General features: G+C 72.0%; 11 protein-coding genes. All 11 read right to left on the bottom strand.

Translation table 11 applies throughout. The annotated features are described in order from the left end of the window. Positions 1-198 precede the first annotated feature (198 nt). The 11 genes from BL253_RS27515 to BL253_RS27465 all read right to left on the bottom strand — a co-directional run bounded on the left by BL253_RS27515 (position 199) and on the right by BL253_RS27465 (position 11,753). Positions 199-1,128 carry an LLM class flavin-dependent oxidoreductase gene (locus BL253_RS27515; protein ID WP_241835208.1) on the bottom strand — a complete coding sequence of 310 codons (930 nt, stop codon included), beginning with the start codon at positions 1,126-1,128 and terminating at the stop codon, positions 199-201. A 186-nt stretch (positions 1,129-1,314) separates the two neighbouring features. Continuing rightward, positions 1,315-2,379 carry a phosphotransferase gene (locus BL253_RS27510; protein ID WP_076820204.1) on the bottom strand — a complete coding sequence of 355 codons (1,065 nt, stop codon included), beginning with the start codon at positions 2,377-2,379 and terminating at the stop codon, positions 1,315-1,317. Positions 2,380-2,664: 285 nt separating this feature from the next. After that, positions 2,665-3,099 carry a nitroreductase family deazaflavin-dependent oxidoreductase gene (locus tag BL253_RS27505; protein WP_076820203.1) on the bottom strand — a complete coding sequence of 145 codons (435 nt, stop codon included), beginning with the start codon at positions 3,097-3,099 and terminating at the stop codon, positions 2,665-2,667. Positions 3,100-3,307: 208 nt separating this feature from the next. Beyond that, a complete protein-coding gene (locus BL253_RS27500) occupies positions 3,308-4,555 on the bottom strand; it encodes a cytochrome P450 (protein WP_076820202.1) in 1,248 nt (415 codons plus the stop codon). A gap of 38 nt (positions 4,556-4,593) precedes the next feature. After that, entirely contained in the window at positions 4,594-5,382 is a 789-nt protein-coding gene (locus BL253_RS27495; RefSeq protein WP_076820201.1) for an SDR family NAD(P)-dependent oxidoreductase, read from the bottom strand. A 4-nt stretch (positions 5,383-5,386) separates the two neighbouring features. Continuing rightward, positions 5,387-5,656 (bottom strand): ferredoxin, encoded by a 270-nt coding sequence (locus BL253_RS27490; protein ID WP_076820200.1) that lies wholly within the window; start codon positions 5,654-5,656, stop codon positions 5,387-5,389. 4 nt (positions 5,657-5,660) lie between these two features. Continuing rightward, a complete protein-coding gene (locus tag BL253_RS27485; RefSeq protein WP_076820199.1) occupies positions 5,661-6,866 on the bottom strand; it encodes an amidohydrolase family protein in 1,206 nt (401 codons plus the stop codon). A 134-nt stretch (positions 6,867-7,000) separates the two neighbouring features. Continuing rightward, positions 7,001-8,470 carry an aldehyde dehydrogenase family protein gene (locus BL253_RS27480; protein ID WP_076820198.1) on the bottom strand — a complete coding sequence of 490 codons (1,470 nt, stop codon included), beginning with the start codon at positions 8,468-8,470 and terminating at the stop codon, positions 7,001-7,003. 225 nt (positions 8,471-8,695) lie between these two features. Then, positions 8,696-10,042 carry a thiolase family protein gene (locus tag BL253_RS27475; RefSeq protein WP_241835207.1) on the bottom strand — a complete coding sequence of 449 codons (1,347 nt, stop codon included), beginning with the start codon at positions 10,040-10,042 and terminating at the stop codon, positions 8,696-8,698. After that, positions 10,039-10,539, bottom strand: a complete 501-nt coding sequence (locus BL253_RS27470) for a Zn-ribbon domain-containing OB-fold protein (protein WP_241835206.1) — start codon at positions 10,537-10,539, stop codon at positions 10,039-10,041. Before BL253_RS27470 ends, BL253_RS27475 begins: the two co-directional genes overlap by 4 nt. Beyond that, positions 10,536-11,753 carry a CaiB/BaiF CoA transferase family protein gene (locus tag BL253_RS27465; RefSeq protein ID WP_096336098.1) on the bottom strand — a complete coding sequence of 406 codons (1,218 nt, stop codon included), beginning with the start codon at positions 11,751-11,753 and terminating at the stop codon, positions 10,536-10,538. The genes BL253_RS27470 and BL253_RS27465 overlap by 4 nt, the downstream gene beginning before the upstream one ends. Positions 11,754-12,220: the final 467 nt, after the last annotated feature.

Genomic DNA, 12,220 nt, shown 5'->3' with positions numbered 1-12,220 from the left:
CATCGCCCTCGTTGTGCCTGCTCGTTGGTCCGTCGGCAGCGTGCCTTGTCGTTCTCGTCGCCGATCCGCCGGAGAGCACCTGCCCTGCGTATGGGCCGGACGGACGCCCTGCCCACACAGAGCCGGACGTAACGCCCTGCCCAAACACAGGGCAGGGCGTTACGTCCGGTGAGCGTGAGGCGACGAGATGAGGCGCGGCTAGGTCACGTGGTCGCGCAGGGGCGGGATGATCTCGTCGAGGAGGCGGTGGGCGAGGACGTCGGGATCGCCGGTGGCGCCGACGGCGGGCATGAAGATGAAGTGACGGGCGCCGGCGTCGACGAAGGCGCGCAGCTTGGCGAGGACCTCGGCGGGGGTGCCTGTGGCGGCGACGCTGTCGAGCATCGCGTCGAAATCCTGGCGATAGGTGCCGCCGAGGGTCTGGGCCGTGCCCTCGCGGGCGCGGGCACCGTCGTCGTCGACGTTGACGAACACGAACGCGTACCAGTCGAAACCGCTCAGGTCGCGGCCGGCCTCGTCGGCCGTCCTGCGGATGGTCTCCACCGACGCCGCGTAGCGGCGGGGAGAGAAGAGGTACGGCATCCAACCGTCGCCGAGCAGCGCCGCGCGCCGCATCGCGGGCTCGCGGCGGCCGGCGACCACGATGGGCGGGCCACCGGATTGTACCGGGGCGGGATGGATCCTGGCCTTCTCGATCGGGTAGAACGGCCCGTCGTGGGACACCTCCTCACCGGTCCACAGCCGGCGCAGGAGGGGGATCGCCTCGTTGGTGCGCGGGCCGCGTTCCCGCACCGGGACCTGGCAGGCGTCGAACTCCGCCGGGTACTCGCCGCCGATGCCGACCCCGAGGATGATCCGCCCGCCGGTGGCGCGGTCGAGCTCGGCGACCTGCTTGGCGATGATCGCCGGCTGGTAGAGGGGCAGCAGCAGGATTGACGTCCCGATCGCCACCCGCGTGGTCACCRCCGACAGGCGGGCGAGGCCCATCATCGCCTCGCTCGTCGGGTTCGGCGAGGCGATGTGCCCGGCCGCCCACAGCGAGTCGATCGGCAGCCGCTCGAGCGCCATCGCCCGCTCGACGTCCATCCCGGCGTGGAACCCCACCCGAAGCCCGTCCACCAGCCTCACCCCACCCATCCACCAACTCGCCCGGGGCGTGTCAGCTGCCCGGCCGCCGTTTGGGGCGGCCAGGGAGCACCGTCACATCTTCGCGTCAGGAACTGCCAGGTGTACCGGGCCGCCCCGGGCCAGGTGCACGGCGATCGCCTTGCCGATGCCGCGGCTCGCGCCGGTGACCAAGGCAACGGGCACGATTCAGTCCTCCGCGTCGAGGACGGCCGTGAGGGAGTCGTGGTCGGCGACCGCGGTGCCGATCCGGGTGAGCAGCGCCGTGGTGAGCTCCGGCTTGACCTTGAGGGTGATGCCCCACAGGTAGAAGCCCTCGACGATGCCCTGGCGGTACCCGGTCCAGGCGTCGTCGAGCGACGGGGCGTCGACCCCGCCGGCGCGCAGCTCGTCGAGGTAGTGCTGGAGCAGGTCACGCTCGTTGGCCCGCCGGTCCTCGATCGTCAGCGCCGACGCGATGTGGTAGCCGATGTCGACCCACCACGGGCCGCGCTGCGCGAGCTGCCAGTCGACGAACGACGGCCGGCCCTCGGCGTCGAGGTAGACGTTCCCGACGTGCGGGTCGCCGTGCACGATGCACCACGGGTCGGCGGCCGCGACCAGGGCGGCGAACCGCCCGTAGGCGTCGACGAGCCGCTGGGCGTCGCGGACCTCCGCCGGGACGCCGGCGCCGATCGGGCCGGTGAAGTTTCCGTTGATCTCCTTGAAGCCGCGGTGCCTGAGGTGGCCGTCGAGGCGGGGCGCGAGCCAGCCGACGTCGGCGAGCGCGGGCGCGTTCCAGGTGGACGAGTGCAGCTTGGCGAGCTGGGAGAGGCTGACCGCGGCCTGGTCCGGGGTGTAAGGCGCGAGTGCGTCGAGGAAGGTCGCGCCCTCGGCGACGATGTCCCGGGTGATGATCACGCCGCCGCCGTGCTCCGGGTGGACGTCGGCGTAGACGGCGTTCAGCGTGCGGACGCCGGTGGAGTCGACGAGATCCCGGTAGAAGTACGCCTCGTGCTCGCCGGTGCCGTGCACGAGCTCGCCGGCCGGCGTGAAGAAGCCCTTGACGCAGAGCTTCAGCGGCGCCTCACCCTCGCCCAGGCCGTCGCAGTCGACATCGAAGCGGAGGTTGGTCGCGACCCGGGCGACGATGGGGCCGCGACTGGATCCGTGGACCCGGATGCCCGGGTACTGCTTGCTGAGGATCTCCGTCAGCCAGACGGGCGAGAGCGCCTCGTCGAGGGTGTCGGGGAACCGCGGCGCGACCGTGCTCATAAGGCGGCCTCGGGGGCGGTGCGGTGGCCGGGTGCCGCGTGCGGCGCGGTCTCCGTCGGGACCTGCGGGAGCATCTCTTCTCCTTGGTCGCGGGGGCGGGCGGGTGGTGCGAGAGGGGGCACGAGGTGGCCGGCAGCAATTCTGGCGCCGCCGGCCGGTCACCGCCGCCACTTCGCCGAAGGCGCGGGCGGCGGGGTGCCGAAGGCTCAGGCGGCGGGGTGCCGGAGGCCCGGGCGGTGGGGCGCCGAAGGACCGGCGGGCGGGGGGCTCACGACCGGGGGGTGCTCAGGCGGGGCGTAGCACCACGACCGGGATCACGCGTTCGGTGCGGGTCTGGTACACGTCGTAGTTCGGCCAGGCGTCGGTCACGATCTTCCAGAGGCGGGGCTTCTCCTCCGGGCTGGCCGTGTGCGCGACGACCTTGATGTGCTCCCCCTTGACCTGGATCTCGGCGGCCGGGTTCGCCTCGAGGTTCAGGTACCACTTGGGGTGCTGGGGCGCACCGCCGGTGGAGGCGACGACGAGGAAGCCGTCCCCGTCACGGGCGAAGATCAGCGCCGAGGTGCGGGGCTCGCCGGTGCGCCGGCCGGTCGTGGTCAGCAACAGCGTCGGGACGCCGTTCCAGAGGTAGCCGGTCTCGCCGTCGGTCTCCCGGTAGGCGCGGATGTGGTCGGCGCCCAGCAGGGTGAGCTCGGGCTTGACGTAGTTCGGTTCGCTCACGGGGTTCTCCGGAGGTCGAAGGCGTGGCGTGGCGGCCCGCGCTCGCCCGCTCGGCCGCGGCGCGCCGCGGCCTGCGGGGTCGGCGGGGATCGCGGGGTCGGCGGGGATTGCGGGGATTGCGGGATCGACGGGGATCGCGGGGTCGATGGAGTCGGCGGGGCCACGCCGGCCCTGGCCTCGGCTGGCCGGGGCCGGCGGGTGGCCCGCGTCAGCCGAACAGGACGGGGATCGCGGTCGCGCCGCGCTCGTACATGCCGACGAACCGCGGGGGTTCGGCGTCCGGGTCGAGGCGCAGGTTCGGCAGCCGGTCGAGGAGCGCGTTGATGGCGACGCGGATCTCGGCCCGGGCGACGTGCATGCCGAGGCACACGTGCGCGCCGCCGCCGAACGCGAACGACGGCTTCAGCGGCCGGGCGATGTCGTACTCGTCGGGCCGGTCCCAGCGGGCCGGGTCACGGTTGGCGGCACCCAGGCAGAGGTGCAGCACCGCGCCCTTCGGCAGGTGCACGCCGTGGAACTCGACGTCGCGGGTGACGTACCGGGCGAACATCGGGTCGGTCGGCAGCCAGCGCAGCGATTCCTCGATCGCCGGCCGCAGCAGCGCCCGGTCGTCGCGGACCGCCTGGAGCACGTCGGGCCGCTGCAGCAGAATGGTGATCATGCTGCCCATCTGCTTCCACGTCGTGCCCGAGCCGGCGGCGAGCAGCAGCAGCGAGAACGAGTAGATCTCGGCGTCGGAGAGCCGGTGACGGACACCGTTCTCGTCGGTCGTCTCCGCCTGCGTGAGCACGCTGATCAGGTCGTCGCCCGGCGACTCGCGCCGGGCGGCGACGATCGGCCGGATGATCTCGATGACCTTCTCCGGCTGGCTGAGCGCGGCGCGGATGTCCAACGCCTGGTCGACGGGCACCCCGAAGCTGCCCGTGATCGTCAGCACGGGAATCGCGGCGCAGAAGTCGACGTTCAGCTCCGCCCGGCCGTCGTCCACGAAGCCGTCGATCAGCAGCTGGACCGTCTGCTCGATCCAGTTGCGGATCCACCACTGCGCCCGGTTCGGCACGAACGACGGCTGGACGAGCGCCCGGTAACGGCGGTGCTCGGTGCCGCCCATCGACAGCATGCTGTTGAGCACGGCGGACGGGCCGCCGACGAGGTCGACCGGCTCGGGGGAGGAGGCGAACACCTCGGCGTCGCGATAGGCGGCGTCGCAGGCGGCCCAGCTGAAGGCGGTGAAGTGCGGCCGGTCCGGGAAGGGCAGGCCGGCGAACATCAGCGGCTCGCCGATGCCGGTGAGCTCGTGCAGGGTGCCCGGATGTACCGCGGCCTGTTCCCGCAGCCGGTGCCAGGCCGGGTACGGGTCGTCCTGGTAGCCGCCGCCGGAACGGGCGAGGTAGGCGCCGCGCAGGTCGAAGAGCTCCTGGATGCGTGCGCGGTCGAGGGTGGCTATCTCGGTCATGGAATTGTCCGCCGATTTCGGTGGGGTAGGCGTGGCGGCTAGCGCGCCACGTAGCCGCCGTCGACCGGCAGCAGGACGCCGGTGACGTTCGCGGCCCGGTCGCTGACCAGGAAGACGGCGGCCTCGGCGCAGTCCTCGGCGGTGATGGGCCGGCCGAGCGGGTGGTTGGCCCCGGTCGTCTCGGCGATGTGACGCAGCGTCGCCTCGTCGGTCACCGTCATGCCGCCCGCCGCCATGAATCCGGTGAACGGCATTCCGGCCGGGCAGATCGCGTTGGCCCGGATGTCGAACGGCGCGCCCTCGATGGCGGCGGCCTTCGTGAGCTGGTGCACCGCGCCCTTCGTCGCCCCGTACACGGAGCCGCCCCAGGCGACGAGGCCGGCGACCGATCCGGTGCTGAGGATGACGCCGCCGCCGCCCTGCGCCTTGTACTGCAGGATGGCGTGCTTGATGCCGTAGAAGACGCCGCCGAAGTTGATGTCGGTGAGGCGCCGGAAGTCCTCGGCGGTGTGGTCCTCCAGCTTGGTGCCGAGCCGCGGCGTCGGGACGCCGACGTTGTTGAACAGGATGTCGAGCCGGCCGAAGGCCTCGACCGCCGCCGCGATCATCGCGGCGACGTCATCCTCCTTCGACACGTCGGCGCCGACGGCGACGGCCGTGCCGCCGGCGGCCTCGATCAGGCTCACCGTCTCCTTGACCGGGTCGAGCCGGATGTCGGCGCAGACGACCTTCGCGCCCTCCTCGGCGAACCGTAAGGCCGACGCCCGGCCGACGCCACCGCCGGAGCCGGTGACGATGGCGCTCTTGCCTTCGAGCAGATTTCCCATCAGGTCACGCTTCTTTCCTGTCAGCAGCATTCGTGTCGGCGGCTTTCGTGTCTGCGACCAGCAGCGCCAGCGCGCCGGTCGGGCAGGCTTCCACCGCGGTGCGGACGGCGGACAGGTCCGCGTCGCCCGTCTCGCCGATCACTGTCGCCTTGGCCTCGTCGTCGTGGGTGAAGAAGTCCGGGGCGTAGACGACGCAGATCCCGCTGCCGATGCACTGGTCGCGGTCGACGGCGACTGACCAGTCCGAGGCCGAGGCGGGGGCTGGCCCGGTCATCGGCTCAGGCTCCGGCGAGGACGGGCGGCTCGGCCGCGGTGAACCGGTACAGGCGCTCGGCGTTGCCGCGCAGCAGCTTGTACTGGGTCTCTTCGGGCAGGTGGCCGATGACGTTCTTGACCGTCTGGATGCAGTTGGGCCAGGTGGAGTCGGAATGGGGGTAGTCGGTCTCGCACATGATGTTGTCCTCACCGATCTCGGCGAGGCTGGCGATGCCGTGGTGGTCCTCGATGAAGCAGCCGTAGATGTGGTCGCGGAAGGTGGCGCGCACGTCGAGGGTGTCGAGGTCGACGCCGGCCGAGCCGCCGTGGTCCATGAACTTCGCGCCGCGCTTGACCCAGTAGCGCTGCTTGTCGAGGACCTGCTCGGCCCGCTCGAGGTAGTACGGCATCCAGCCGATCTCGCCCTCGGACAGGGCGATCTTCAGGTTCGGGTAGCGCTGGAACATGCCGGAGAACAGCCAGGACAGCATCGCGCCGGAGGTGCGCATCGCGCCCCAGGTGAGGTTGGCGAGGAACGGCGCGTTGCTCGCGATCTTCGGGACCTGGGAGGAGGAGCCGACGTGCATGGAGGCGACCATGTGCAGCTCGTTCGCGGCGGCCATCACCGGGTCCCAGTAGCCCGACGGGTCGTGGATCGTCGGCAGGCCGAGCGGCTCGGGGTTCTCCGAGAACGCGAACGTCGTCGCGCCCTTCGCGGCGGTGCGCTCCAGCTCCGCGACGGCGAGCTTCGGGTCCCACAGCGGGATGAGCGCGAGCGGGATGTAGCGGCCGGGCGCCGCGGCGCACCACTCGTCGATCATCCAGTCGTTGTAGGCCTTGAGGCAGACGAGGCCGAACTCCTGGTCGGAGGCCTCCATGAACAGCTGGCCGCAGAACCGGGTGATCGTCGGGAAGCACAGCGAGGCGAGGATGCCGGCGCGGTCCATGTCCTTGACCCGCTCGGTCGGGTCGTAGCAGCCGGGCCGCATCTCGCTGTAGGGCAGCGGCTCGGGGCTGAACTCCTCCTTGGACTTGCCGGCGACCGCCGACAGCCCGGAGCTGGGGTACTTCTTGCCGTCGTAGACCCAGTAGTCCAGGCCGTTCTCGTTGATCATGTGCGGGGCGCGGTCGCGGTCCTTGCTCGGGACGCGATCGATCCACACGTGCGGTGGCTCGAGGATGTGGTCGTCGACCGAGATCAACCAGTCGAGGTTCAGTCCTGAGGTCATGTCTCCTCCTCGTGGGTTCGAGGTCTGGGCCGGGGTCGGTGGCGGTGCCACAGGGCGGCCCGTCAGGCCAGAGCCCGGGCGGGGCCGTGCGGTCGTGCGGCCGTGCGGCCGTGCGGGTGTGCGGGTCTGGCGGGCTAGCGCAGCTCGCCGATGGCGATGTGCTTGACCTCCTGGAAGGCGCGGATGCCGTCGGGGCCGCGCTCGCGGTCGAGGCCGCTCTGCTTGTAGCCGCCGCTGGGGGCGTAGGCGCTGAACAGGGCGGTGTTGACGTTGACCGCGCCGGTGCGCAGCCGGCGGGCGACGGCGGTGGCCGCGGCGACGTCCTTGCCGTAGACCTGGCCGGACAGGCCGTAGACGCTGTCGTTCGCGATCCGCACGGCGTCGTCGAGGTCGCGGTAGCCGATCACCGACAACACCGGGCCGAAGATCTCCTCCTGGGCCGCCGGGTTGGTGTTGTCGGGGACGTCCAGGACGGTGGGCTCGAAGTAGTAGCCGCGTTCCAGCCCGGCGGGCCGGCCGCCGCCGGTCGTCACCTTGCCGCCGTGCTGCTCGGCCAGCGCCACGTACCGTTCGCAGCGTGCCCGGGCGGCGTCGTTGATGACCGGCCCCATCATCGCGGCCGGGTCCGACGGCGGGCCGACCTTCAGCGATCCGTAGGCGCGGCTGACCGCCTCGAGGACCTCCGCCTTCTTGTCCTGAGGGACGAGCATGCGGGTGGCGGCGACGCAGGCCTGGCCGGCGGTGGTCGCGACCACCATGAACGCCCCGGTCGCGACGCGGTCGACGGCGTCGGGCAGGTAGATCTGTGCCGACTTGCCGCCGAGCTCGAGGGAGACCCGTTTCACCGTCGGTGCCGCCTGGGCGAGGATCCGCTTTCCGACGGCGGTCGAACCGGTGAACGACACCATGTCGACGGCCGGATGGGTCGTGAGCAGCTCGGCGCCGGCGGCGCCCTCCTCCACGACGACGGACAGGACTCCGGGCGGGAGGCCGGCCGCCTCGGCGGCGGAGGCGAACACCAGCGAGGAGATCGGCGTGAGTGGGCTTGGCCGCAGGATCACCGAGTTGCCCGCCATCAGCGCCGGGATGACCTTCTGGAACGCCATGATGATCGCCCCGTTGTAGGGGGTGATCGCGGCGACGACGCCGATCGGCTCGTGGCGGCGCACGCTGAGCGCGACCCGGCCCAGGACGAGCTCGTCGATGGGTACGGGGTTCGTCTCCTCGTGGCGCATCGACTGGTAGAGGTTGATCGTCGCGCGCCCGAGCGCCAGGCCGGAGGTGAACTGTGCCCGTTCCGCGTAGGCGACAGGCTGGCCGGCTTCGGCGATCATCGTGGCGACGAGCGTGTCGTGCGAGGCCTCGATGTGGTCGAGGAACGCCGAGAGGATCTTCGCGCGTTCGGCCGCGGGCGTGTCGGCCCAGACGCCCTCGTCGAAGCTGCGCCGCGCCTCGGTGATGGCCCGCTCGATCTCGGCGAGCGGTGTCACGCCGATCTCGGCGACCGTCGACTCGTCGGCCGGGTTCTCCACGGCGAACGAACCATCGCCGTCCACCCATCGCCCGGCTACGTACGAACGCCGTTCCTCGATAATTGCCGGCACCCCGGCCTCCCTACTGGATTACTGGATTCGCGTAGCTGGGCTCGCGCCCCCGCGGACCGCGCGCGCCGGGTCCTGGCGCGGGATTCGGAACGGGGCCGCGTTGTCGTCGTCGCTGTCGCAGCGGGGCTGTGCTGTCGGAGCGGTCCGCGTGCTCGGCGCGGGCCGTGCGGGCGGGCGGGTCAGAACGGGGCCAGGCCGGATCGGGCCAGGCCGGATCGGACCAGGTCAGAACGGGACGGCGCTGTAGACGACGGCACCGCCGTAGTGCGGCGACGAATGGCAGGCGACGCCGATGGTTGCCTTGTCGCGCTGGCGCTCGCCCGCGCGGCCGGAAAGCTGCAGGTAGCACTCGAGCATCTGGGGGACGCCGTGCATGCGGCCGTTCCCGAGCGCGCCGCCGCCGGACAGCGCCGGCAGCCCGTCCGGGCGGTCGGCGTCGATGCCACCGGCCTGGACGAAGCGGTGCGCCTCGCCGACCGGGCAGAGGCCGAGAACCTCCAGCCAGAAGTACACGAACGGCGAGAACCCGTCGTACACCTGCGGAAGGTCGATCTCGGCCGGCCCGACCCCGGAACGCTCCCAGAGCCGGCTGACCAGGCCGAAGCCGGCATCCATGATGTCGTCGAGCGGCCAGTGCTGGGCGAGCCGGCGCCGCGGCGGCAGGCCGGACGCGTAGCCCGCGATGTAGACCGGCTTGTTCGGCAGGTCCGCGGCCCGCTCGGCCGAGGTCAGGACGAACGTGGCGACGCCGTCGACCGGGATGTCGCAGTCGTACCGGCAGATCGGGTCCACCAGCGTCTGCGCGGCCAGGTACTCCTCGGCGGTCAGCGGCTTGCCGTGCCAGTACGACCAGGGGATGCGCGCGCCGTTCTTGCGCGCCTCCACCAGCACCGCCGCCATCGCCTCCCGGCTCGCGCCGTAGCGCGCCAGGTACTCGTTGTAGGGAAGGGCGATCATCTGCAACGGGCCGAAGAAGCCCTGCGGAGCGGTCCACTGCTGCCAGCCGACCGCCGCCGTCATCGGGTTGGCGTGGTAGCTGCCGACCGGGTTGTGCAGGGCCCGGTGCAGCAGCACGTAGTCGGCGGTGCCGCTCGCGACCGCGTTCACCCCGAGCGCCAGCGACCCGGTCAGCGCACCCACACCGTCGAAGCCGGCGGTGTAGCGCGCGTCCGCGCCGAGATGCGCGGCCATCCACTGCGACGACACGATGCTGGTCCCGTCCTCGACCGCGTGCGCGCCGGCCGTCGGGAACATGGAAGCGCTGACGAACCCGTCGACGTCGGCGACCTCAAGGCCCGCGTCGGCGATCGCCCGGCGGGCCGTGTCGACGGCGAGGACACCCAGCGGTTCGGGCGCGTGCCGGCGGACCAGGCTGTGGGCGTAGCCGACGATGGCCACCTCGTTGCTCGGCCGGCCGCGTCGTTGCTGGCCGCTTCGCGCCCAGCTGTGCCGCTGCCGGTCGCCGGTCGCCCCATGGGCGCTGCCGCCGTGCCGCTGACGGGTGCGCGCCCGGTCAGCGTGCGCCTGGCCCGCGTGTGCGTGGCCCGCGGGCGCCTGGTCGTTCTCGCTCATGCCCCACCCACCAGCTCGAAGGCGGGAACGGCGACCTCTGGCGCCACGTCCTCGAACGCGACGGTGACCGGGGCGCCGACGCGGAGCGGCGCGTCGGGCCCGTCCAGGAGACGGCCGATCAGGCGCAGCTCGGACTGCTCGGCGAGCTCGACGTCGACGAGGACGAAGGGCACGTCGAAGCCCGGGAGGAACGACTGGCGGACCACCGTCCACGACCTGACGGTCCCGTGGCCGCTGACCGGCTGGAAGGTGAAGCCCGGGTCGGTGCTGCCGCAGTGCGGGCAGATGATGTCGGGCGGGTGGGTGAACGCGCCGCAGCGGGCGCAGCGAGCGATCACCAGCTCGTGGCGGGCGGCCGCGGCCCAGAACGGCGCGGACTGCTCGTCCGGCACCGGCAGCGGCCGACGGGTGGGCGTAGCCGCGGCTGACGCCGCGGCTGCCCCGGCCGGCGCCGTGGAGGTGGTGGCCGGCGTGGTCGCGGGCGCCGGCGCGGTCACGGTATGACCTTCGCTTCGTTCAGCTCGCCGATCTGCTCCCAGGTACGACCGAGCTCCAGGAGGATCTCCTCGGTGTGCTCGCCATGCTCGGGGGCGCGCCGCAGCGGCGGCGGGCGCTCGTCGAACTGCACCGGAACGGTCGGCAGCCGGTAGGTCGACCCGTCCTCGACATGGACCTCGCCCAGGTAGTCGTTCGCCAGCACCTGCGGATCGGTGAGCAGCTCCTCCACCGCCTGGACCGGCGCCCAGGGCGCGTTGATCCCGGACAGCAGGTCCTTCCACTCCTCGAAGGTGCGGCTGGCGAACTCGGCGTCCAGCGCGGCGACGCAGGCGTCCCGGTTCGCGCCGCGCGTCCGCAGGTCCGCGAACCGAGGGTCGGCGGCCAGGTCGGCGCGTCCGACCAGCTGGCAGAAGTCCGCCCAGTAGCGGTCGGCCTCCAGGAACACCAGCTGGATGTGGCGTCCGTCCTTCGTCCGGTAGGTGCCGACCAGCGGGTTCGGGCCGCCGGTGCGGCCGGGCATGGCCCGCGGCTCGCTGCCGGACAGCGCCGAGAGCACGTCGGACGACAGCGTCCACATCGCCGTCGCGAGCAGCGAGACGTCGACGACCGAGCCGGAGCCCGTCCGCTCCCTGCGCAGCAGGGCCGCCGCCACACCGAACGCCAGCGCCATCGCACCGTTGCGGTCACCCATCGCGCCGCGCTGGCTGATGGGGTAGTCCCGCTCGGGCGGGGTCAGCACATGGGCCATGCCGCCGCGCGCGAAGAAGGCCGACGAGTCGTAGCCAGGCAGATCGGCATCCGGACCGCGGGCCCCGTAGCCGTGTCCGCGGGCGTAGACGAGCCGCGGGAAGCGCTGGCGCAGCGTGTCGGCGTCCAGGCCGAGACGGGAGAGCGCCCCCGGCCGGAAGTTCGTCAGGAACACGTCCGCGGTCGCGAGCAGCTCGTCCAGCAGAGCTCGTCCCTGCTCACGGCGCAGGTCGAGCGCGATCGAGCGTTTGCCCCGGTTGGCCAGGGCGACGGACAGGTTGACCCCGCCGCTGTCGGTTCCGATGCCCTGGGTGGCCAGGCCCCGGTACGGGTCGCCTTCGAGGCGCTCGATCCGGATGACATCCGCGCCCCAGTCGGCCAGCAGCGCGCCGGCGACCGGAACGAACACCCATTGCGCCAGCTCCACGACGCGGACGCCATCCAACGCGCCTGGAGCCTCAGCCAGGTCTGCCAGGTCTGCCAGGTCTGACGGGTCTAGCGGGCCTGATGGGCCTTGTGGGTCTAATGGGTCTAACTCGGCGTCGTCCACTCGACGGACCTCCCCTCGCGTCGTGCCGAGCCCCTCGGCCACGCCGCTGAGCTGTCACGACCTCTCGCACTGTAGAACGAGACTCTCGTCTTCGAGAAGCCCTCAGTCCACATTTAGGTAGAGCTTGACGTCCTCGTTGAATGTTGCGAGCATGCGTGCACTCCCGGTACCGGACGGCTAGCGCCAGCGCCGAGGACCCGTTCGGCGGCCGGCTTGGCTGCTCATATTCCTGCTTCCTGCGGCGAGTCCCCGACCCCGTGGCACGCCGCCGACTGCTTCGGCCGACAGCCGCGGCGTGCCCTTGGCGGGGCTGCCGCTTGCTCGTCGTCCCGACTCGTCATTCCCACGACGCCGCCGCTGGGCGGGCTTCGACCACGAGATGA

The organism is Pseudofrankia asymbiotica (genome assembly GCF_001983105.1).
Lineage (GTDB): Bacteria > Actinomycetota > Actinomycetes > Frankiales > Frankiaceae > Pseudofrankia > Pseudofrankia asymbiotica.
The sequence above is the reverse complement of the archived record's forward strand: the minus strand, read 5'-3'. Positions and strand labels throughout refer to the sequence as shown.